Source organism: Actinomadura gamaensis, assembly GCF_042652125.1.
GTDB lineage: Bacteria > Actinomycetota > Actinomycetes > Streptosporangiales > Streptosporangiaceae > Spirillospora > Spirillospora gamaensis.
The window spans coordinates 1-22,277 of sequence record NZ_JBHSIT010000014.1; the positions used below are offsets into that span (position 1 = coordinate 1).

The 22,277-nt window shown below is 67.9% G+C and carries 22 protein-coding genes and 1 pseudogene; 13 read left to right on the forward strand and 10 right to left on the reverse strand.

All coding sequences use genetic code 11. The annotated features are described in order from the left end of the window. From ACFPCY_RS36435 to ACFPCY_RS36450, 4 genes and pseudogenes are all read left to right on the forward strand, one after another. Positions 1-127: pseudogene (locus ACFPCY_RS36435) on the forward strand (IS630 family transposase); the annotation flags it as partial. Between the two features lie 805 nt (positions 128-932). Next, entirely contained in the window at positions 933-1,496 is a 564-nt protein-coding gene (locus ACFPCY_RS36440) for a hypothetical protein (RefSeq protein WP_378263167.1), read from the forward strand. Positions 1,497-1,572: 76 nt separating this feature from the next. Continuing rightward, complete coding sequence (locus ACFPCY_RS36445; RefSeq protein ID WP_378263169.1) at positions 1,573-2,052, forward strand: hypothetical protein; 480 nt, start codon at positions 1,573-1,575, stop codon at positions 2,050-2,052. 125 nt (positions 2,053-2,177) lie between these two features. Next, positions 2,178-2,972 carry a hypothetical protein gene (locus ACFPCY_RS36450; protein ID WP_378263171.1) on the forward strand — a complete coding sequence of 265 codons (795 nt, stop codon included), beginning with the start codon at positions 2,178-2,180 and terminating at the stop codon, positions 2,970-2,972. A 4-nt stretch (positions 2,973-2,976) separates the two neighbouring features. Here ACFPCY_RS36450 and ACFPCY_RS36455 read toward each other — a convergent pair whose 3' ends face one another. Beyond that, positions 2,977-3,435, reverse strand: a complete 459-nt coding sequence (locus ACFPCY_RS36455) for an ATP-binding protein (protein ID WP_378263173.1) — start codon at positions 3,433-3,435, stop codon at positions 2,977-2,979. A gap of 555 nt (positions 3,436-3,990) precedes the next feature. Here ACFPCY_RS36455 and ACFPCY_RS36460 point away from each other — a divergent pair. The 8 genes from ACFPCY_RS36460 (at position 3,991) to ACFPCY_RS36495 (ending at position 9,170) form a co-directional block, all read left to right on the forward strand. Beyond that, positions 3,991-4,779, forward strand: coding sequence for a hypothetical protein (locus ACFPCY_RS36460; protein ID WP_378263175.1), 789 nt, complete (start codon positions 3,991-3,993; stop codon positions 4,777-4,779). A gap of 35 nt (positions 4,780-4,814) precedes the next feature. Beyond that, positions 4,815-5,138 carry a hypothetical protein gene (locus tag ACFPCY_RS36465; RefSeq protein ID WP_378263177.1) on the forward strand — a complete coding sequence of 108 codons (324 nt, stop codon included), beginning with the start codon at positions 4,815-4,817 and terminating at the stop codon, positions 5,136-5,138. A 2-nt stretch (positions 5,139-5,140) separates the two neighbouring features. Beyond that, positions 5,141-5,635 carry a WXG100-like domain-containing protein gene (locus ACFPCY_RS36470; RefSeq protein ID WP_378263179.1) on the forward strand — a complete coding sequence of 165 codons (495 nt, stop codon included), beginning with the start codon at positions 5,141-5,143 and terminating at the stop codon, positions 5,633-5,635. A gap of 85 nt (positions 5,636-5,720) precedes the next feature. Next, complete coding sequence (locus tag ACFPCY_RS36475; RefSeq protein WP_378263601.1) at positions 5,721-6,128, forward strand: EndoU domain-containing protein; 408 nt, start codon at positions 5,721-5,723, stop codon at positions 6,126-6,128. Between the two features lie 23 nt (positions 6,129-6,151). After that, on the forward strand, positions 6,152-6,586 hold the full coding sequence (locus ACFPCY_RS36480; RefSeq protein WP_378263181.1) for a hypothetical protein: 435 nt from the start codon (positions 6,152-6,154) through the stop codon (positions 6,584-6,586). A 607-nt stretch (positions 6,587-7,193) separates the two neighbouring features. Continuing rightward, positions 7,194-7,724 (forward strand): hypothetical protein, encoded by a 531-nt coding sequence (locus ACFPCY_RS36485; protein WP_378263183.1) that lies wholly within the window; start codon positions 7,194-7,196, stop codon positions 7,722-7,724. Between the two features lie 214 nt (positions 7,725-7,938). After that, on the forward strand, positions 7,939-8,334 hold the full coding sequence (locus tag ACFPCY_RS36490) for a YbaB/EbfC family nucleoid-associated protein (protein ID WP_378263185.1): 396 nt from the start codon (positions 7,939-7,941) through the stop codon (positions 8,332-8,334). Next, positions 8,331-9,170 (forward strand): hypothetical protein, encoded by an 840-nt coding sequence (locus tag ACFPCY_RS36495; RefSeq protein WP_378263187.1) that lies wholly within the window; start codon positions 8,331-8,333, stop codon positions 9,168-9,170. Before ACFPCY_RS36490 ends, ACFPCY_RS36495 begins: the two co-directional genes overlap by 4 nt. Here ACFPCY_RS36495 and ACFPCY_RS36500 read toward each other — a convergent pair. The 9 genes from ACFPCY_RS36500 to eccD all read right to left on the reverse strand — a co-directional run bounded on the left by ACFPCY_RS36500 (position 9,167) and on the right by eccD (position 17,909). Further along, positions 9,167-10,123, reverse strand: coding sequence for a hypothetical protein (locus tag ACFPCY_RS36500; protein ID WP_378263189.1), 957 nt, complete (start codon positions 10,121-10,123; stop codon positions 9,167-9,169). The two genes, ACFPCY_RS36495 and ACFPCY_RS36500, sit on opposite strands and share 4 nt — an antisense overlap. After that, positions 10,120-10,419 carry a hypothetical protein gene (locus tag ACFPCY_RS36505; RefSeq protein ID WP_378263192.1) on the reverse strand — a complete coding sequence of 100 codons (300 nt, stop codon included), beginning with the start codon at positions 10,417-10,419 and terminating at the stop codon, positions 10,120-10,122. Before ACFPCY_RS36505 ends, ACFPCY_RS36500 begins: the two co-directional genes overlap by 4 nt. Positions 10,420-10,698: 279 nt before the next feature. After that, positions 10,699-12,033 carry a S8 family serine peptidase gene (locus tag ACFPCY_RS36510; RefSeq protein WP_378263194.1) on the reverse strand — a complete coding sequence of 445 codons (1,335 nt, stop codon included), beginning with the start codon at positions 12,031-12,033 and terminating at the stop codon, positions 10,699-10,701. Positions 12,034-12,121: 88 nt separating this feature from the next. Further along, a complete protein-coding gene (locus ACFPCY_RS36515; RefSeq protein ID WP_378263196.1) occupies positions 12,122-13,303 on the reverse strand; it encodes a WXG100 family type VII secretion target in 1,182 nt (393 codons plus the stop codon). Between the two features lie 37 nt (positions 13,304-13,340). Beyond that, a complete protein-coding gene (locus tag ACFPCY_RS36520; RefSeq protein WP_378263198.1) occupies positions 13,341-13,895 on the reverse strand; it encodes a hypothetical protein in 555 nt (184 codons plus the stop codon). Between the two features lie 104 nt (positions 13,896-13,999). Next, positions 14,000-14,296, reverse strand: a complete 297-nt coding sequence (locus ACFPCY_RS36525; RefSeq protein ID WP_378263201.1) for a WXG100 family type VII secretion target — start codon at positions 14,294-14,296, stop codon at positions 14,000-14,002. 49 nt (positions 14,297-14,345) lie between these two features. Then, positions 14,346-14,729: a WXG100 family type VII secretion target gene (locus tag ACFPCY_RS36530; protein ID WP_378263203.1), complete on the reverse strand. Its 384-nt coding sequence runs from the start codon at positions 14,727-14,729 to the stop codon at positions 14,346-14,348. A 254-nt stretch (positions 14,730-14,983) separates the two neighbouring features. After that, positions 14,984-16,438, reverse strand: coding sequence for a type VII secretion protein EccB (gene eccB, locus ACFPCY_RS36535; RefSeq protein ID WP_378263206.1), 1,455 nt, complete (start codon positions 16,436-16,438; stop codon positions 14,984-14,986). Positions 16,439-16,445: 7 nt separating this feature from the next. Next, on the reverse strand, positions 16,446-17,909 hold the full coding sequence (eccD, locus tag ACFPCY_RS36540; protein WP_378263208.1) for a type VII secretion integral membrane protein EccD: 1,464 nt from the start codon (positions 17,907-17,909) through the stop codon (positions 16,446-16,448). 259 nt (positions 17,910-18,168) lie between these two features. Between eccD and eccCa the strand changes: the two genes are divergently transcribed. Further along, a complete protein-coding gene (eccCa, locus tag ACFPCY_RS36545) occupies positions 18,169-22,158 on the forward strand; it encodes a type VII secretion protein EccCa (protein WP_378263210.1) in 3,990 nt (1,329 codons plus the stop codon). Positions 22,159-22,277: the final 119 nt, after the last annotated feature.

A 22,277-nucleotide genomic window follows, 5' to 3' on the forward strand; every position in this document is an offset into this window, starting at 1 on the left:
CCGGCTGAAACAGATCCATGCGTTCTTCCGCACCCGCTCACCCGACCAACTCCTGGCCACCGCCGCGCCCTGGACCAGCCCCTGGCTCCCACCCGGTTACGAACAGAACTTCTGGAATCGCGCTTAGTTCCTCGTCTGTCGCGCCGTTCTTCATCATGCGGTAGGCGTCACGCAGCATTTCCATTCGCTCGGACAACCATCGATGCACGATTCGGCCGTCAGGATCGGCCGTGTCGCCGCTTTCGACCGTCTCCCAGTCAAGCTTTCCCTCCGCAATTTTTTTCAGAACGGCCGCGTACTGGGGCGGAGCATCGGGAGGGGCGACCTCCTCTCCACCTTCCCCTTGTTCACTTTGGCGTTCCAAACGCTCAATATCGTCCATGTCGGCGTACATCCGCTCGCGATGTAGGCGCTGGACATTTTCGGACTCCGCGACCAAACCGTCGAGATTTCTTCTCAATCCCTCTGCGTCTCCGGTCACACCTCGAAAGAAATCTCGTACGAGCTCGTTGTGCTCCCCGCTCGACTCTTCAGCAAGTGAGGAACCACTGGAGCCGCCAGATCGAGGCGTCGGAGCCCTTTCGTTTGTCCGCAGCCTGGCCTCGGCCTCATCCGGCGACGATGGTCGGAACGGCGTATCCGCATTGAGCAGGCTGTCGATCCGATTGGCCGAATCTGCCACTGGGTCTCCGCTCTCTCTGCTGATTAATTCCAGACCATACGAACTACTACGACTGTCGTCAAGATCTTGGTCAGCCCGGAGTCTCGCTTGCCGCTTCTGACCACGAGCCCTCTTTCACCCCCTACTCCGCTGGTCAGTAGGGTGCTTGCGTCCGTGGCGGATCCCCCGTCAGGGGGATCTGGGATTGGCCCGCCGGGGTGGACGATCTTGGGCTTGCGGGGGAAGTGCGGGCGGGGGTGTTCCCAGCAGCATGGACGGCGTCAGCAACGCCTTCACCTGGGAGTTCTCCATGAGCGTCACCACCCCGCGCTGGATCGAATGGGCCGCTCGCATCGCGAGCCTCACCGCGCTGCCGTCCGGTCTCTGGCGGATCGCGCTCGGCGTCGGCGTGCCGGTCGGGTTCTCCGGCCACCTCGCCGACATCTACAAGCCCGGCTGGGTGCTGACGCCGTACGTGATCGTCCTGACGCTGGTCGCGGAGGGGCTGGCGATGCTGACGATGGGCCTCGTGCGTCCGTGGGGCGAGGTCGTCCCGTCCTGGATCCCGTTCCTGGGCGGACGCCGCATCGCGCCGCTCGCCGCGGTGGTCCCGGCCTCGCTCGGCGCGCTCGCCGTCACCGCGATCACTCTCGTCGGCGCCTTCAGCTGGACGAACCCGGACACGATGGGCGACCCCGAGGCCCCGCACGGCCTCGCCGGAGCGATCATGACCGCCTGCTACGCGCCGCTGCTCGCCTGGGGTCCGCTCCTCGCGATCGTCACCGTCGCCTACTACATTCGCAGGACGCGCCGTCCCCAGCCCGTGGCCGCCTGAATGCGACCACGTTTCGTCCGCGGTCGAGATTTCCGTCCCCTACCTTGAGCCTCACCCGTTCGCGAGGAGGCTGGAAATGTCAGAAGAAGTGCCGGCGACCGACGACCGCGACCCCGCCGAAGTGGTCACGGAAATGGTCGCGCACGTCCTGGAACTGGCCTCCACCTGGACGGCGTGGGACGGGCGGCCGATTCCCGCCGAGGATCGCGTCTACACCCCGCACAAGGCGATCCGCCGAGTCGGCGACCATCTCATCGACCATCTGGCCGAACTCGACGCCCGTCTCGCCGGAGTGCCGCCCCTCGCCGACTACTGGCACGCCTCGTACAGCACGACTCCCGCCGACATGGCGCCGTTCACCGAGAAGGACCTGGACGAGGCGCGCAGCCGCCTCGAACGCCTGGCGCAGATCTGGGCCGTCCGCCTGAATTCCCTGTCCCGCGACCAGTTGCTCCATTCCCCGGGGACGGGATGGACCTTCCAGCAACTCGCCTTTCACATCGCCGGCTCGTCCTATTACGCGAACGCGGTCGGCCGCCTGACCCCCGCCGGCTGAGCGCACGCATCTCCGGGCACGGGACGAACCAGACCAGAGGCGCTCAACGTCTAACATTCAGACGTCAGGCCCCTCGCATCACCCCGTGCCCAGCGATGACCCAGAGCCCCGGTGAGACCGCCTCCATGAGCCGACCGACCTTCCTTCCCCCGGACGACGAAACGCCCCCGCCGTCCGAACCGTCCGAGCCGACCGTCGAGGCCGAGCCGGAAAAGGCCCCGCGGTCTCGCCGAAATCCGTGGTGGCTGGCCGGGGCAGCGGCCCTCGTCGCCATCGTCGGCGGCGTGACCTGGGCGATCGTCGGCAGCTCGGACGACAAGAAGGACAAGGCGACCTATGCGTCGTCGCCGTCCATGTGCAATGCGGTCTCCCAGGCGACGCTCGACCGGCTCGTCCCGAAGGCGGAACAACCGCCCACCTCAGGCGCCTACCCGAGCCAGCGCTACACCTACTGCGACTGGCGCTCCGCCGCATCGGCACAGCCCGGTGCGAAGCGCATCGTCGAGCGCGGCGTCATGGTCGCCGTCCGCCTCCACACCGACGACGACGCCGCGAAGGCCGACTTCGACGCCGCCTGGCAGGGCGCCCTCCACAGCAGCGGCACCACGTCCCTCGGCACCCTCCGCAGCGACAACACCACGCGCCTCGGCGGCATCGGCGATCAGGCCTTCTTCACCCACCGGACGGCCGTCAGCGGCCTCGGCAAGCTCGGCACCGCCGAAGAGACCGTCCGCATCCACAACGCGGTGGTGATCGTCTCCTACCGCGGCCGCGACTCCACCGCCGACCGCTTCGGCTGGGCCGATCAGAAGACGTCCACCCCTCTGGACGCCGCGACCGCCCGCCCCTCCACCGACGCCCTGGCCCACGAGGTCGTCACGGCCCTGACGGCCTGCGCCCCCTGCAAGGCCCGCTCCTGACCGCCTAAAAGCCCAACGACTTACCGAGCGGAATCTCGACCCAAACCCTGTGCCCGCGCTCAGGATTACCGTCAACGCCCATCCGGCAGGCGAGCCGCGAGACCGCGAACAGCCCCCGCCCGCTCGTGGCCAGCAGGTCAACGGCCTCCTTCACCACCGGAACACCGCCGCCCCCATTGTCGATCACCGCGACATACGCCGGATCGTCGTAAACGACCTCCAACTCGAACCAGCCGCCATCCTCACCGCTCCGCGTGTGCCGAATCGTGTTACCGGTCAGCTCGGAAACCACGAGCTTCACGACGTCCAGACACTCGGCCTCAGCGAAGAGAGCCGCAACGAACTCGCGCGCAGAAGCCATCTCATCCGGACGACCTGGAAAAGCACGCCGCCAGCGTTTTTCGTCCGCCCCCCATAGCCACTCTCCCGCCGTCCCCACCGGCGGACACTGCCTGAGCCTCATCCTCAGCGCTCTCCCTATTCCTCACGGAGGTCACATCTCCGCGTGCTTGCCCGTGAGCCACACGGGCACAGATGTCAGATCGTCCGAGCCACCCGTACCCACCTCGACGAGCAGCCCATGCACCCAGGCGGCCCCACACAGGACGGTCAGCCGAAAATCCACCCGCCCCGAATACCCACCAAAACGGCACCGGATACAGAACCCCCCGATCGGTCGACCCCGTACCCCCGAAACCTCCGCCCCCAAAACGCGGCAGCGAACTCTGATCCTGTGACGAATGCCTTACCGTCAGCAACGCACCCCTCACGCTCGGTGCCGACTACGACACCTTCACGCACCACGTCCGCAACGATCCGCCCCGTGTCGGGACCGTTTCATGCCGAGGATCAAGCAGCCCGGGCCCTCATCCGCTCTGGGCTCCTTCGCAGCCGCCGCGCGGCTCGTCCGGACGACACGCCTGCGCGACATGCACCGTTTCCCTTCTATAGGCGTTTTCGCTCGCTTCACTGCTACCGTCACCGACAGTCGATCTTGTTTTCAGGAGCGAGCGACGGTATGGACGAGCGGATCAGCCAGGCGCGACGGAGACTGGCGGAACTACGCACGAACTCCGTGGCCACCGAGTCTCGGGCCGGGCAGATACCAGCGCGGGCGACCATCTCTTCAGAGGACGACCGCGTTCGGGTTACGGCCGTCGAAGGTCGCCTCTCGGGTATCGAGCTGGACGCCCGGCTACTTCGGCAGAGCCAGGCCGAACTGGAATCCCAGCTCACCCAGCTCATTAACACCGCCCTAGCGAAAACCCGGCCGCAACCGCGAAGTGCCGAGGACGCGCCGAGTGTGGACCTGGACACACTTCGGACGGCGCTGGACACCGTCCTGGACCAGGCCCGTATCGGCATGCAGCAGGTCACCGCCGCGCTCGCCGATGCGTCGACGCAGATCAACCAGCGCGCGGTCATGCGCGGCAGCATCGCCCCGCCCGACATCGAAGGCCTGTTCGCGCAGACCCGAGCAGTACTGGACTCCGCAAGCCGCACCGCCGGTGAAGTAGCAGCGGAAGTCTGGACGATGGACAACCGCATCTACGCGAAAGCGACGTCCACTGGCCAGGTCACTCGCATCTGGTGGGAGCCGGATGCGGGGACCGCCGAGATCACTGACGGCCTCACCCAAGCGGTCAACACTGCGCTGGCCGACGCTGCGAACAGCGTCGACCAGGGCGGCCCCCGCCCAGCCTCCCCGATCGAAAGCCTTGAGGCCGTCCAGGACGCCAGCGTCGCCCAGTTGCGCAACTACGTGTCATCCCTTCAAGCCCTGATGAGCAACGTCCAACCGAAATAGAGACCCGCCTCCCCATCCCCCCGAGGAGACCTGTCTTGGCACCGGAACTGAACGTCGATCACCAGCAGCTGCTCAAGACCGGCCGTGACATCGGCGCGGCCGCCACCAACCTCCGCTCCCACTGGCAGCAGTTCCAGAGCGAACTGGCGTCCTACGGCGAGCCATGGGGTAACGACGACATCGGCTCGATCATCGGCGGTTGCTACCAGGCTATCCTGCAAATCTTCGAGGACTGCCTCAACGACAACATCGACGGCGTCCAAGAACACGCCGAAGGTGTGCAAAGTATGGCCGCCACCTACCGGGAGTCCGAGGACGCCTCGCACATCGAGGTGAACCGGGTGAAGGACTTTCTCTAGCCATGGGCCTGCAGCTGCCCGGCGAGCTGCGCTCGCTGCTGAACATGCTCGGCTACTCCTGGCCCGAGGCCGACGAAAGCAAACTCCTCGAAATGGGCCAAGCTTGGCTTCGATTCGCCGGAACCGTGGGCGAGCCGGTCGCCGACGCGCACGGCCACGCGCAATTGGTCTGGACAGCGCATCAGGCGGCAGGTGTTGAAGCATTCCAACACGCCTGGTCCGAACGCGAAGCTCCGCACGCCAACCTGGAAGACGCTCGTACCGCCGCACAGGTCATCGGCGCAGGACTGATGGTGTGTGGCGCCATCGTACTCGCACTGAAGATCAACACCATCGTCCAGCTCACCATCCTGGCGTTCGAGATCGCCGAGGCCATCGCCACCGCCCCCGAGACCTTCGGCGCCTCCCTCGCCGAGATTCCCATCTTCAAGGAGATCACCGGCGCCCTCATCGACCAGCTCATCAACATGGCGATCGAGGCGATACTCGGTGGCTAGAGCAAAGCAGCGCGCGGCTGCAGGTTTGATGTCCGAGGCCATGAAGTTCCTCCGGAAGGCCAACCGGCGCAACCGTCCTGGGCGCATGGGGCCGTGGGCGAGAGAACACGTTTTCGCAGGGCATGTGAGACCGGGACATCCGGCCGGCTCCGGCTATCACTATCGCCCCGGCGGTCGAGACTGGCCAGGTCGCCGACTGATACCGGGAACCAGGCAGGTCGATCCGGCCACCGGCGCATACAAGGCCAAACCCCAGTTCTACGACCCGACACGGATCCCACCGTGGAAACCCAAGGCGGGAAACGGAGGATACAGTAGCTTCTTCCCGGACCACTGGACACCGGCTCAAGTGGACGCCGCCATCGGAGAGGCATTCAAGAACCACACCCCGCTGCCGGGGAACATGTGGCGTGGAACCTACCGCGGACTCACTATTGAAGGCTTCAAGGACAGCTCCGGCGGCCTTCTTCACGGCTGGCCGGTCGTTCCCTAGACAGGAAGTTTCGCATGCCCTCCATGACCTTCTCCCTGGACAAGCACCGACTCCCGCTCTTCCATACCGACGATCAGCGCCTCGAGCCTCTGGGAGTGTGGATCATCGCCGACATCTCGATCTACAAGCAGGTATGCCTCGACGCTCTGGCGATGATCGCGGACGTTTCGGCCGGCCGACCGCCGTTCGAACCGTGGAGCAGCGACAAATTCGACGTTGCGTTCTCTGAGTCGGGAATTACTATTCAGAATCTCTGGATTCCCGATCAGCACGGAGAATACACTCTTGCCGAAACAAGGGATACGGTCGAAAATTACTGGAGATTTCTCGTCGCCGTCCCTGATAATCCGAATCTCATTCGCGAGTATCGGCCAGACCTCCCCGAGTGGCAGGCCGATCTCCTCATGTGGGAGGAGTCCTGGAAGCGCCCCCATCCGTATCGCGGAGTCTTCTTCTGAGTTCGTCCGGTCAGAAATTGAATCGCCGGTGACCCGTAAGCAAAGACAGATCATCATACTTATCCATGAGGCCGCGACTGCATGGCAAAGGGGGGCGCTGGCGCGAGCCGTACATGGTCGGCAATCTGGAAGAGGTGCTCATGTAAGCGCCGACTAGAGGCGAATGAGAGGCCGTCCTTGGAGAGCATACGACGCTGGAACCAACGACCGATCTTCAAGGAGCTCCCTACCCGGATTTGACCTACACGGAGACAACCTGTTCAGCACCAAACTCGACCGCGCCAACCTGCTCACCGGCTCCCGTCTCGACAACACCACCGCCATCGTCATCGATGGCCGCCCTCAACTGGGTCGACCGGTCGTATACGAAGTTCCGAGTCACGAGCATCACCGACACCGACTTTTATGACGCATCCAAAAGAGGACGCATCTCAATGACGCCCTCACCAACGGCCTCAGCGTCTAATCCCGGCCAGTAAGGCACTGATCACCTGATGAAACGAATAGGGTCACCTTCATAGGTAGGCCGACGGTGACTGGTCGATCAGCTAGAAGACTGTTAACTAGTAGTCCTTTCTAGCCCTGCAGCATCGTCCGGACTTGGAGTATGAGAGATCGAACGCGAGCCAGGATCGCCGAAGTTAAAGGGAAGCTGGCGACCGAAAGCGACCTCACTGTGGTGCATCGGTTCAATCAAGGTGCTACTGATGTCCCGACCGAGTTGCCGCTGGCCGTACAGGAGCTCTTGGCGGAGACGGACGGTTTTCACGTTGGCTGGATCTCTGTCCCCTCGGCGAAGCGACAGTCGGCCGTTCAGTTCTATTTGGACGATCCCGAAACGATGGCGACGATCAGCCGGGAGGGTGACCGGTGGTACGTCGTCGGCACCTTGCACGACTTTCCATTTTTGATTGAGCAGGGCGAGGGAAGCATCTGGTGGTTCTCCGACCTCGGGCGGGAAAGCTTCCTCGACAGCCCCTTCGAGAGGCTGGCCGACGACTTGGACGACTTCATCGTCAGCTACGCCCTCGGCTCCGGCTACCGGCGAATCTTCGGTGAGAGCGCGGACGAGTGGTACGCATTCCTCGTACGCCACGGCTTCGCCTCCCAAAGGGACTCTTCGCATGACCGATCCTGACTACGCCTGGCGCCGCGTGACCGGGGAAGCTGTGCGGAACACACCCAGAACGTTAACGACTCGCTAAAGTCGGACAATCCGATGCTCTGGCCTCGCAGGCGGCACGGCGGGGTCCGGGCCGGGATCGGTATGTCGGCCTCTGTCGCGAAGGAGACTCATGTTCGGGCCTGATGGGATCGATCTTGACGCGATGTTGCGGCGGTCTCAGGAGCGCATGGCCAAGTTGGGGGCCGTACGTGAGGAGATGGCGGGTCTCACTGGGCGAGGAGAGTCGCCGGACGGCCATGTGGTGGTCGAGGCCACGGGTGAGGACCCGCTGGCCCGCCTCACCATCGACCCCCGGGCCATGCGGATGGCGGCCGAGGATCTCGCCGCGGCGGTCACCGACGCCGCGCGGCGGGCACGGGCCGACCTGGACGCGCAGGTCTCGCGGATCACCGAACGGGAGTACGGCGAGAATCCCAACCCGATGGACGCCCTGCGCGACAAGGAGGCCGTCCAGAAGCAGCTCAAGGACATGCAGGCGTACATGGAGCAGGCCGGTCGCAACGCGCAGACCATGGTGGACCAGATCTACCGCAACCTCGGCATGAGGCAGAGCGGCCAGTGAGCCTGGCGTCGGGCTCCGGAAACGGGGCGGTCGTCGATGTGCTGCTGGTGGTCTCCGGTGCCGTCGCCCTCGGCCTGTTCCTCGCGGGGGCGGCGGCTTACGCCGGGGTGTGGAAGTCCTGGTATCCGGACGGGTTCAAGCCGCACGGTGCCCCGCTCGCCGTGATGTGGTTCGCGATCGCCTGGCTGGGTGGTGAGCTGCTCTGGCTCTGGCAGACGTCCTGGACGGGGATGCCGGTCGGGCTCGTCGTCGGGGCGTTCGTGGCCTTGGCGGTGGGGCTTCTAGGTGGCAGGCTGGCCCTTCGCGGGCTTCTTCGTCCGGTCTGGGTGCGTCGTTTGGAAAAGCAGCCGCCCGGTTCCAGGGTCCTGCCGGAGAACGGCACGGGAACGGCGATGGAAGTGCTTCGCCGGATGCAACCGAAGTTGGTGACCGCCCTCGCCGTGATCGCCGTTCTCGCCATCCTCATCGACGGCGTCGGCGGGATCGCCCGCCCGGCTTGGTGGTACGTCAGCGGGACGTCGGCGCGTGCGACCATCGACGACTGCTGGCGTCATTCGGGCCGGTTCGGCAAATCGGTGCGCTGCTCTGGGCACTGGACGCTGGCAGAGCAAAGAAGCGGCCGAGGACGCGTCTATGGAGTCGGCCGGGACGACCTCGGCAAGACCGTTCCGGTGCGCGCCACGTCCAGCCGCGCGGTCGTCCCCGGAATGCGGCTTCTCCTTCCCCCGATAGCGCTCCTGGCATTGCTCGGACTGCTCGGCTACGCGGGATATCGCAGCCGAGCAGCCAAGCGCGGCAAGCGTGGCAGGCGTCCGAAGGTAACGGAAAGCGCCTAGCGGTGCGGCGTGGTCTTGTCGACGTACTTCTGGCCCTCCGACGGATCACCGTCCTCGGTGCCGTACTGACCGCCCATGTTCCCCAGGTACTTGGACACGTGCACGGCACCGCCGTCCTTGCCGTAGGAATCGTCCGCGCCGAGTAGCGACCCAATCCCCTCCAGCGCGGTCCGGGATCCGACCCGCGAGTACAGCGGATTCCCGAAGAACGACGTTCCGGCTCCGCCGAACTCCATCAGCGACGCGAACGCCTTCTGCTGGAGGAACGCCGCGGCGCCCTTGAGCTGGTCGTCCATTCCGTTCTTCACCGACACGAAGAACGTTTCACCCACGCCGGTGTTGCCGTTGAACAGCTGACGTCCGATGTCGGCCGTGAGCATCGCGCCCCAGATGATCGCCGTCGCCTGGCTGACCCGGGTGATCACTTGCGAGCCGACACTGACGATCCGGTGTCCCATGGCGGCGAACTGGTTGGCCTCCGCCTCCAGTTCGAGTGCGGCCGGTGCTCCCACGATGGTTCCGGCGGCGACCACGATCGCCGTGGCGAAGATCGTGAGCAGGGTGATCGTGACGAACATGATGTAGATGAAGACGCCGATGAGCACCGCCAGGATCCACAGGGCGACCGCGACCGTCCAGGCGACCATGATGTCGGCGTCGATCTGGTCCTTGTAGTCCCGCATCCGGTCTTCGAACGCCTTGCGGTCGTCACCGTGCCAGCGGTCCTCGGGGACGCGCCGGGCCAGTTCGTCGATTTTCTGCTTGGCCTTCTCCAGCTCGTCGATGGTCGCCTTCCATCCGTCGGCGGCGTCCCACAGCTTGGCCGGATCTCCCTGGCCCTGATAGGCCAACGGGACGATCGGAATCGCAGCCGGAATGATGGTCGCCACCCAGATCGACTCGTAGAACGCGGCCTTGGAGAGATCCGCGCAGGCGTCGAGAGGACTGCTCATCGGAAGGCTCCGTTCAGGGTCGACTTGGCCTCGGACTCGTCCTGGGTCGCGGCGGTCCTGTGCAGACGGTCGTTGGCGTCCATCGCTGCCTTGGTCTTATCGATCAGATCCTGGTCGACGAACTCGATCACCTGCGTGTAGGTGGCCGCGACCGAGTACCCGAAGGTGGTGTAGTTGTCCGGCTGGACGTCCCGGGGCTGCGTGTCGAGCTTGTAACGAGCCTGCTTGAACAGGGCCGAGAGTTCCTTCTCCAGGGCGTCACCCAGCTTGCGCAGGTCGTCCGGTGCGAAATGCACCTCCCCACTGCTCTTCCCGCCGGAATTCGGTGTGGTCGAGGGACCCGGCGTGGGAGCCGGGCTACCAGCCGGGTTACCGCCTTCGCCGCCTTGAGGAGACGGCGACGGCCCGGGAGTCGGTTGCGGGGTCGGGCCGTTGATGAGGTCGTTGATCCGATTACCGCCCATATGGCTGCTCTCGCTCTCCCTCACAAAGCGTTCTCAAGAAAACAGGCGGGACGGTGGAGCTCGTGGATACGAGCCTCACCATCCCGCCTTCGGGTCACTACGGCTTGTCGGTTACTGGCGCGGCTCCTGGCCGCCGGCCGGGGGCTGGAAGCGGGGGGCGCCGGAGCCGGGCTGGCCGTGGCCGGACGGCTGCTGGTAGCCGCCGGACTGGTACGGGGACTGCTGCGGCTGGCCCTGACCGAAGGACGGCGGGCCCATCGGCGCGGGAGGCGGGGCGGACGGGCCGCCGCCGTTCTTGCCCTTGCCGCGCCGCATGAGGACGACGCCGCCGACCACCAGGACCACGACCACCACGACGCCGATACCGACGTAGAGCAGCGTGTTGCTTGAGCTCTTCTTGTCGTCCGACTTCGTCGACTCGGGGCCGGTCGCGCCCGTGCCCTTGGGAGCCGAGGCCGCGGCCTTGTCGAGCCGCTCGTAGACCGGGTTCGGCGCGTCCTGCGGAACCTTGTTCGCGAGCGCCTGCCGGATGCTCACGACGCCGTACCCGGTGACGTTGTTCTTGCCGGGTCCGTCCACGTCCTTGACGGAGCCGACGATGACCTGCACGGCACGGCGAGCCGTCATGTCCGGGTACTTGCTGCGAAGCAGGGCGATGGCACCCGACGTCAGCGCGGCGGCATCACTGGTTCCGTTGCCGTTGTCGTAGAGGCGGCCGTCCTTGCGCAGCGTGGTCATCCCCGCGCCGGGCGCCGCGACCGTCACGTAGTCCTGGCGCTCGCTGTTGGCCCATGCCTTGCCGGTGTGGTCGATGGCTCCCACCGCGAGCACGCCCGCGCACGATGCGGGAAACTCCGTGGGGTTGCCCGCGTTCGCCTCGTTGCCGGCCGCCGCGACGATCACCGCGTCCTTCTGGGCGGCGTAGGCGACCGCACTCTGCACTTCGACCGGGCAGTGGTTGGGGTAGGAGTCGGCCGCCGGACCCTGCGAGATGTTGATGACCTTGGCACCATGGTCGGCCCCGTAGCGGATGGCTTCCGCCATCTCCTTCGGGAGGTTGCCCCGCCGCGCGATCGGAATGATCTTCGCTTCCGGGGCCACGCCCGAATACCCGCTCTTCTTGCCGCTCGCCGCGATGAGACTGGCCATCGCGGTGCCGTGGCCCCGGTCCTCGTCGTCGCTGTCGGTCCGCCCGTCCCCGCCGGCGAAGTCCGTCCCGGGAAGGACCGCGTCCTTGAGGTCGGGGAGCGACGCGGTCACGCCGGTGTCCACCACTGCGACCTTGACGCCGGAACCCTTGGTCTGAGGCCACACCTCCTGCTCGACATGCCAGGAGTTGAACCACCACTGGCCCTTGTCGTGCGCCGCCGCGTTGGCCGCAGTCGTCGGTCCGAGAGCGAGACCGAACGCGGCCGTGGCCGCCGCAACCTGGATTAGCCGTCTCAAGGTCTTCCTCGTTCCTTCCCCGCTACACAGCAACATGGGCGGTGGGATCGTAGTCCCGCCGCCCTGTCGCAGTCACACGGTCAAGCACTTAGCCGATGACCGGAGGTGCGGTGTCGTCGTCCGCGCCCCACACGTCCTCGTCCTCGGTGAGCCAGGTGGAGCGCTCGCGCTCCTTCTCGCCCTCGCCGTGGCCGCCGTGCTGTCCGCCCATCGGCATACCGTTCATTCCAGCACGCCCACTGGCCGCCCCGCCGGCGCCCAAGCCAGCGCCGAGGGAACCGCCCGGAACGCCCGTGATGCCGCCGCCACCGAGACCACCGCCGGCGCCGGCGCCGCCGGGACCGAGGCCACCGCCGTCACCGCCGAACGGCCCCATGCCGCCGCCACCGCCGCCTCCGCCGCCACCCGGGCCCATGCCGGACGGGTCGAACGACGAGAGGTTGGTCTTGTGGTTCGGGTCCTGGAACGGGTTGTGGTTGTTGTTGTTCCAGTTCGGGTTGTGGCTGTCCGGGTAATGGCTGTTGGGGTAGTGGCTGTTGGGGTAGTGGCTGTTGGGGAACTTGCTGTTCGGGTCGTTGAACTTGTTGTGGTCGTTCGGGTTCAGGTGCGGGTTGTTGTTCTCGTTGAAGTGCTTGAACGGGTTGTTCTTGTTGGGGTCGAAGTTCCCGTTCGGCCCGCCGTGCGGACCACCGCCGGGAGGGCCACCGCCGGGAGGGCCGCCACCGGGCGGGTTACCACCGGGCGGATTCCCACGCGGGTCGCCCGAGTCGTCGCGGTTGTCGCCCGGAAGATCCTTGGTGATCTTGTCCGGGTGCCCCTCCCAGGCCTGACCGGCACGCATGGCGAACTTGTTCAGCATCTCGCCCGCGTACTTGTCGTCACCACTGGTGTGGAACATGCCGTCGTCCATCGACTCGGCCTTGGCCTTGTACCAGTCGAGGATCTGGTACTTGAACCAGTGGTAGTTCGAGGCGTTGGTCGCGCTGTTGTTCGACAGGTTCGTCGCCGTCCAGTGGACCTGCTTCAGCTGGTCCAGGGCCTTCTGAGCGGCGTCGCCCTTCCAGGCACCGACGATGGTGGCCGCGTGCCCGCGCAGGTTGTTCGCCATCTCCGCGAGGACGTCGGCGGCGTCCCGGTACGCGTCGGAGGCGTCACCGACGGGACCGGTGTCGATGCTCTTGAACTTCTTCTTGACCTCGTCGAAGTCTGTGGAGCCGTAGTTGTACGACGGCTTCGGCCCGGTCTTGATCGGGTAGTCGACCTGCCCCATCAGCGTTCACCCCCTGCTTTGAGATCGCCGCGGTCCATCAGAGGTCAACGTCCTTGTCGACGGCGTCCTTGGTCTTGTGGTGCGCGCGCTCGTACTCGGTCGCGGTCGCGCGCAGCCGGCCGATGACGGCGTTCCAGGTGCTCGTGATGTCGGTGATGTACTGGCCGAAGGCGGTCTTGGACGTGGTGGCGATGTCCACGAAGTCCTTGCCGGCCTGGTAGTCCGTCACGTTCTGGGTGGTGATGTTGATCGTCTGGACCCGGTTCAGCTTGCTCTTCCACCCGTTCATCTCGCCTTCCATCTTGTCGGCGAGGTCGCGGAGGGTCTTCGGGTCGACGTCGTAGCCCTTCTGGGCTTCGTACTTCCAAGGAGAGTCGTCCGGGGTCTCCTTGCGCTGGACCGGGTGGTCCTTCGGCGAGCCCGGGTCACCGGCGTACTGGAGCCAGTAGCTCTTCTTCTCGTCCTCGGTGAGTGCGTTCCACTCCTGATCGGTCATCTTCGTCGTGTACGTGGAGGCGTACTCCCCGTACCCGGTCGTGTGATAGACGTCGATCTGGTGGATCTTGTCAGGCGGGAGGTCGTATTGGCCCATGAGTCACTACTCCTGGCAGTAGGCGGTCCGGTACCGGCGCGGGCACGGCGCCGGACCTTCCCGTAGAAGGTGGTCCGGCGCCGTCCAGGCCCGCAGCGGCCGGGTCAGCCGGCCCAGATGCCCTGGTTCTTGCGCTCGGCGGCGCTGTAGTTCTGGTGCGCCTCGCCGATGACGACGCCGAGCTGGTTGAGGACGGTGCCGATGTGCTGGGCGGCGGCGTCCCACTGGCGCTTGGCGTCCCAGTACGCCTGCACCGCGTCGCCCTCCCACTGCTGGAGGTGCTTCTCGAGCTCCTTCTCCAGGTCGGACAGCTCGTCGATCAGGGCGCGGTAGGCCAGCGTGAAGTCGGCCTGCGCCTGCTGCATGGTGCCGAAGTTTGCTTTGGTGTAGCTCTCGCTCACGATGGGATTCCTTCGAGAAGACCGGACTGCTGGATGAACGCGACGGGGATCAGGTGCCGCCGTTGAGCAGCGCGTTGATCTTGTTGACGGCCTCGTTCTGCTCCTGCTCGGTGCTCTCGTACTGGATCTTGGTGTGCGAGAGCTTCTGGTGCATGCCGTCCAGGGCGGTGCGCACCTTGTTCATGTCGGTCTGGAACTCGTTGAACACCTTGTCGAAGGAGATCGAGGCGTTACCCGCCCAGCCGCTCATGAGGTTGCTCTTGTGACCCTCGAGCTGGCTCTGCAGACCCTTGATGATGTTGGCGGACTCCTCGATGCGGGTCGCCGCCTGGGCCATTGCTGCTCTGTCGACTGCGGACTGGCCGGCCACAGTGTCACCTCCAGTTGGGGAGCTTGTCTTTGACACCGCGTCACAGGCGTGTGCTGGCCGCACCGTCGTGGGCGCCCCTCCGCATCGCCTCGGGCGAGGCAACGCGCCCTGTGACCCGAAATGTCAGCGATCATATGGGTTTCGCTGTCAAACTGTCGACGCAATACGGGATCAGCTGGATCCACTCACCGGTATGTGATTCACCTCACACGCCACGCCCTTCGCTGGACCGTCCCAAACCCAAAGATCAGGGCCGCCCCCGGCGAACGGAAGCCGTGCGCCGGGAGTGGCCGGATGCGGTCAGCGTGCAACGGGCGTCAGCCGCCGGTCGTTGGGACGGGGTTGCGGGCCTTCGCCGGGTCCAGCGCGGGCCCGGACGGGATCAGCTGGATCACCGGGGACGGCACGGGCGCCGCCTTCGCCGGGTCGTAGCCGAGCTTCTTCGCCACGTCCGCCGACGGCAGCGCGAACCGGACGCCCTGGTCGTTCACCAGCGACAGCGACCCCGAGCCGGACGTCTGCCCGCCCGACTCGCCGCCGCCCGGCACCAGGCTCATCAGCGCCGCGCCACCCGGCGGCAGGACGACCTGGTCCACCGCGTTCGCCGAGCCGGACGACCCGGCGCCCAGCGTCGCGGCGGACGGCGGGGGCAGCGAGCCTCCGAGCGTCAGCTGCGCGACCGACGAGCCGGTCGGGAACACCGAGCACAGCGGGGTGGACGGGTCCCAGGTGGCGAACTTCGGCAGCGTCGGCGGCAGGTTCGGGTCGATCAGCGGCTTGTGGCCGCCGACGGCCTGCTGCGCGGACGCGGCGTCCACCGGGATCTCCTTGACGCCCTGGCCGCCCGGGTAGGCGGCGACGGTGTCCGGGGAGCGCAGGAGCAGCTGCGCCTGCGTCTCGGAGATCTGGGCGAGGCCGTCGGCGAGCAGCACGTACCAGTTGGGCTGGCCGCCGGTGTCGGCCTTGAAGATCTGGCCGACGCGGGCGGGCCGTCCGCCCGGACCCTGGTGCGGAGTGCCGCGGCCGGGGACGTCCGGGGCGGTGAAGTTGCCCGCGGCGGGCATGGCGTTCAGCCACGCGGGCGGGACCTCGATCGCGTCCGGGCCGCCGGTGATGGCGGTGACGCCGGCGACGCCGCCGGCGGGGCCGCCGAGCTGCATCCGGTGGTCCTTCCAGATCACCCATGCCTGGCCGCCGGACTTCACCACGACGGCCTCGTTCTCGCCGAGCCGCCGTCCGCCGACGTCGCGTCCGGCGGCGAGGGCGGTGAACTCGCGGCGGACGCCGTTGGTCCCGGCGGCCTCGCGGACGCACACCGACCAGGGGCCGCGGATGAGCTGCTTGGTGTCGGGCAGCGAGTCCGGCGCGCCGACGATCCCGATCATCGGGCCGCGCTCGAAGTGCGCCAGGGACTTGCGGGAGACGGTGCGCCGGTCGACCTTGTCCTCGTTGAGCGCGAGCATCGCCGAGGCGTAGTTGGCGACCGGGAACATCTTGCGCGTGTTCGCGTCGTAGATGTACTTGGTCCCGGTCTCCTTCTCGATGATCAGCTTGCCGGGCTGGTCGAGGCCCCGGGCGCCGCCGGGGGCGAGGATGCCCCAGATGCCGAACACGGCGGCGACGAGCAGCGCGACCATGACGCCGGCGAACGCGCCGACCGCGTGCCGGCGCATCGGGGACTCGGCGATGTCGGGCTCGCCCTGGAGCAGCGCGAGCCCGACCCGCTGGGTCATCAGCCGGTGGGCCTGGTAGAGGTCGCGGCGGTTCTGCATCGCGGCGTCACCCCGCCAGGCCGCGGATGCGGCCGTAGATGTCCAGCGCGGCCAGGGCCAGCGGGATCAGCGAGATCACCACGATGATGTCGAGGATGTCGCCGGCCCGGCCCCAGAACGGGGACGGCCGGTGGTTCGGCAGCCAGAGCGAGACGCCGACGACGACGCCGACCACGACCAGCAGCGGCAGCAGCCCCGTCGCGAGCATCAGGAGCTGCGAGTCGCCGCGCCAGGCGGTGCCGATCTCCAGCAGGCCGAGGCCGGTGAGGCCCGCGACGAGCATCCAGGACCGCTGCGTGACGCCGCGGAAGACGCGGCTGCGCAGCAGCAGCGACACCGACATCGCGGCGATCGTCGCGGCCGGGGCCCAGCCGGACGCCGTGGCCAGGAAGATCATGCCGCCGAGCGCCGACAGCGCGACGCCCGCGATCAGGCCGGTCGCGAACCGGTCGGCGATGCCGGTGCGGGCGAGCACCTGGCGGCCGTCCACGGTCTCGGTGTCGCGGCGCAGGTCGTCCGCGCTGGCCGGGACGGGCGGCAGCGGCATCCGGGCCAGCTTGAACGCCAGCGACGGGACGGCCGGTGTGAACATCATCACGACCACGGCCGCGCAGGCGGCCAGGCCCGCGGGCGCGAGCCCGCCGACCGCCAGCTCCACGCCGGACGCGATCGCCCCGGCGACGGCGGCGACCGTGACGCCGAGGAAGGTCGCCAGGCCGTCCGCGACCGCGAACATCGCGATCACCGACACCAGCGCCATCACGCCGAACCCGGCGAGCAGGTGCGGCGCGCCGAGGTCGAGCAGCGACGCGTGCGAGCGGGCCGGGGCGAGCAGCCCGGCCAGGAAGGCGTGCGGCAGGGCCGCGTAGCCGAGGATCATGCCGGCGCCGGAGTCGGCGAACGCCCGCGACAGCGCGGCCGCCGCGACGACCGTCACCACCGCGATCAGGCCCGCCGCGGCGGCGGGCGCGATCCACGGCGGCCCGGACATCGCGATCACGAACGCGCCGACCACCAGCGCGGCGGCCGCCGCGCCGAGGCCGAAGCGCCGCGTGGACGCGGGCCGCCAGCGGTCGGACCGTTCCTTCATGCCCTCGGCGATGACGTCGGCGACGTCGTCGAACGACATCTCCGGAAGCTGCGCCATGCGCGGGCGGAAGTAGAGGATCTCGCCGTCCCGGACGCCGAGCGCGCTCAGCGTCTTCGCGGCGTCGAACGCCCCCTCGTCGAGGCGTTGCAGCACCCAGCCGGAGTGGGCGAGCCCGGCGTCCGCCAGGTTCTCCCCGGCCGCGCGCAGCAGGGTGGGCAGCATGTGCGCCAGTGGCACGTCCGCAGGGAGCGACACGTCGATCCGCCGTCGTGGCGCGACGATCGTCACCCTGCACAGTTCGCTTGTGGCGGGGGAATTCACCTGGGCTCCCGTCCTCCGGATCGTCGGATCGAACGCGAAGCCTAGGATGTTGGGTCCCATTACGCTAAATCAACCGTTGACCGACCGTAACTCCGAGGCTCACACGTAACGGGCACTCCGCCGAACTGATACCGATATGACTCCCCGCCTGTGAACGCGCCCCCTGCCCAACGACCTCCCACCGACGACCTCACGCCCACGCCCCCGGCCCGATGACCTCCCGCCAGCGACCCCCCGCCCCGCAGCCAGCCCCGCACCCCGACCCCGAGCCCGACGCCGAGCCCGACGCCACCGGCGCATCCGTGGAGGGAACTCCCAGGTGAGCACGATCCTCGTCCGACGCAAGGAACGCAGGCAGCCGCCCCCGGCACCCAAGGGCGAGCTGCTGCTGGAGTCGCCGCCCGAGCTGCCCGAGCAGCAGAGCGGCGGCATGCAGGCGGTCCTGACCTTCCTGCCGATGGCCGTGATGCCGCTGATGATGGGGCTGATGCTGCTCGGCGGCAACAGCCGCGGGCCGATGGCGGCGATCAGCTCCGGCGGCATGGGCCTGGCGATGGTCGGCATGCTGATCGGCCAGCTGACGCGGGGTTCCGGCGAGCGCAAGTTCAAGCTGAACGGCGCGCGCCGCGACTACTTCCGGTACCTGTCGCAGGCGCGGCGGAAGGTGCGGCGGGCCGCCGAGCAGCAGCGCGAGTCGCTGGAGTGGAACAGCCCGTCCCCGGACTCGCTGTGGTCGCTGGTGATGAGCGCCCGGATCTGGGAGCGCCGTCCCACCGACCCCGACTTCGGGAACGTGCGGATCGGCGCGGGGCCGCAGAAGCTGGCCGTCCAGCTGATCCCGCCGGAGACCAAGCCGATCGAGGACCTGGAGCCGATGACGGCGGGCGCGCTGCGCCGGTTCGTCCGGGCCCACTCGACCGTGCCGAACCTGCCGGTCGCGGTGTCGCTGCCGTCCTTCTCGCGGATCCTGCCGATGGGGGACGTCGAGGCGGTGCGCGGCATGGTGCGGTCGATGATCGCGCAGCTCTGCTCGTTCCACTCCCCCGACGACATGCGCGTGAGCGTGTGCGCCTCGCCGCAGGCGATGCCGCACTGGGACTTCGTCAAGTGGCTGCCGCACGCGATGCACCCGCAGGTGACGGACGCGGCGGGCCCGGTCCGGCTGATGGCGAACACGCTGTCGGAGCTGGAGGCGATGCTCGCCTTCGAGGTGAAGGACCGGCCGCGGTTCACGCCCGGCCTGTCGCAGAACGACCTGCCGTACCACATCGTGATCGTGGACGGCGGCGCCGTGACGCCGGACTCGCAGATCGGCGCGGACGGCATCGAGGGCGTCTGCGTGATCGACATCACCGGGCACGTCGCGCCGACCGCCGACAACACGATGCTCCGGCTGCGGGTCGCGGCGGACAAGATGGCGATGCTCCGCAAGGACCGCACCGGCAAGGACGTCCCGACGCTGCTCGGCCGTCCGGACGCCTTCAGCTACGTCCAGGCGGACGGCCTGGCCCGGCAGCTCGCGCCGCTGCGCGCGTCGGCCGCGGCGGGCGGCGTCGAGCTGGACGCGCTGTCCACGGCGATGACGCTGACCAAGCTGCTGAACGTCGGGGACGCGGCCCGGCTGGACGTCCGACAGGTGTGGCGTCCGCGCGCGCCGCGCAACCGGCTGCGCGTCCCGATCGGCGTGGACACCGAGGGCCGTCCGGTCGAGCTGGACATCAAGGAGGCCGCTCAGGGCGGTTTCGGCCCGCACGGCCTGTGCATCGGTGCGACCGGTTCCGGTAAGTCGGAGCTGCTGCGGACGCTGGTGCTGGGTCTGGCGATGACGCACTCGTCGGAGGTGCTGAACTTCGTCCTGGTCGACTTCAAGGGTGGCGCGACCTTCCTGGGCATGGACGGCCTGCAGCACGTCTCGGCCATCATCACCAACCTGGAAGACGAGCTGCCGCTGGTCGACCGCATGTACGACGCCCTGCACGGCGAGATGGTCCGCCGCCAGGAATGGCTGCGCGCCGCCGGCAACTACGCCTCCCTGCGCGACTACGAGAAGGCCCGCGAGCAGGGCGCCCCGCTCAAGCCCATGCCGACCCTGTTCGTCGTGCTGGACGAGTTCTCCGAACTGCTGTCGGCCAAGCCCGACTTCGCCGAACTGTTCGTCATGATCGGACGCCTCGGCCGCTCCCTGGGCGTCCACCTGCTGCTCGCCTCCCAGCGCCTGGAAGAGGGCAAGCTCCGCGGCCTGGACACCCACCTGTCCTACCGCATCGGCCTGCGCACCTTCTCCGCCATGGAATCGCGCGTCGTCCTCGGCGTCCCCGACGCGTACGAGCTTCCTCAGGCACCCGGTAACGGTTACCTGAAGGTCGGCACCGAGACGATGACCCGCTTCCGCGCCGCGTACGTCTCGGGGCCGTACAGCCCCGACGACGACACGCCTCAGGAGCAGCACGAAGGCCCGCGCCAGGTCGCGCAGATCGTCCCGTTCACCCCGTCGTACGTCCAGCCGCAGATGCTGGAGGCCCCGCAGCAGGCGCAGGCCAAGAAGGAGGACGACGGGCCCCAGATCAGCATGTTCGACATGGTCGTCAAGCAGCTCGCCGGGCACGGGCCGCCCGCGCACGAGATCTGGCTCCCGCCGCTGGACGAGCCGACCCCGCTGAACGAGAGCCTGCCGAACCTCCAGGCGACGCCCGAGTTCGGCTTCACCACCGCCGGCTGGGAGGGCCGCGGCCGGCTGCACGCCTTCGCGGGCATCGTCGACCGGCCGTTCGACCAGCGCCGCGACGCGATGTGGCTCGACCTGTCCGGCGCGGCCGGGCACGTCGGCGTCGCGGGCTCGCCGCAGGCGGGCAAGTCGACCCTGCTCCGGACGCTGATCACGTCGCTGGCGCTCATGCACACCCCGCAGGAGGTCCAGTTCTACTGCCTGGACTTCGGCGGCGGCTCGCTCGCGTCCCTGGCCGACCTGCCGCACGTCGGCGGGATCGCGTCCCGCCTCGACCCCGACCGCGTCCGCCGGACCGTCGCCGAGGTCGCGGGGCTGCTGGAGTCGCGCGAGCGGATGTTCACCGAGCGCGGCATCGAGTCGATCGCCGCGTACCGGCGGCTGCGCGCCGAGGGCCAGATCCCCGGCGACGGCTTCGGCGACGTGTTCCTCGTCGTGGACAACTGGCTGACCGTCCGGTCGGAGTTCGAGGCGATCGAGACCACGATCACCGACCTCGCCGCGCGCGGCCTCGGCTACGGCATCCACATCATGGCCGCGACGAACAAGTGGTCGGAATTCCGGATGACCATCCGGGACCTGTTCCAGACCAAGCTGGAACTGAAGCTCGGTGACCCCTACGAGTCCGAGATGGACCGCAAGCTCGCCGCGAACGTCCCCGAGGGGCGTCCGGGCCGCGGCGTCACCCGCGACGGCCTGCACTTCCTCGGCGCGCTCCCCCGCATCGACGGCGGGACGTCCCCGGACGACCTGGCCGCCGGCGTCAAGCACCTGGTCGACACCGTCTCGGCGGCCTGGCAGGGCCGTCCGGGCGCGCCGCAGGTCCGGATGCTGCCGGACGAGCTGCCGATCACCTCGCTGCCGCAGGTGGCCGAGACCGGCAAGCGCGTCCCGATCGGCATCGACGAGGACACGCTGTCGCCCGTCCTGCTGGACTTCGAGGCCGACCCGCACTTCGTCATGATCGGCGACAACGAGTGCGGCAAGTCGAACCTGCTGAAGGTGCTGGTCGACGCGATCTGCGAGCGGTACACCCCGGCCGAGGCGCGGATCATCATGCTCGACTACCGCCGCGCCCTGCTCGACTCGGCCGAGCGCGAGCACGTCATCGGGTACGCCGCGTCCTCCACCGCCGCCATGAGCCTGATGAAGGACACCAACGGCGCCCTGGTGAACCGGCTCCCACCGTCCGACCTGACCCCCGAGCAGCTGCGCAACCGCTCCTGGTGGTCCGGCTCGGAGCTGTTCCTCATCGTGGACGACTACGACCTGGTCGCCACCCCGTCGGGCAACCCGATGGCGGCGCTCGCCGAACTGCTCCCGCAGGCCCGCGACATCGGCATGCACCTGATCCTCGCCCGCACCATGGGCGGCTCGGGCCGCGCGATGTTCGACCCCGTCCTGCAGCGCCTCAAGGACATGGCCAGCCCGGCGCTGATCATGTCCGGCAACAAGGACGAGGGCAACCTGTTCGACGTCCGCCCGCAGCCCCTCGCCAAGGGCCGCGGCACCCACGTCGACCGCCGCACCGGCAAGCGCCTGATCCAGACCGCCTTCCACCCCTCCACCGAACGCCGCCCCTGACCCGTCCCTTACGGAAGAAGGCCCCGCACCGAAAATTCGGTGCGGGGCCTTTCGCTGTCCGACGATGTCCGTGCTCGTCAGGCTTTGCGCGGGTATCCGCGCTCGTCAGACTGGCTTCG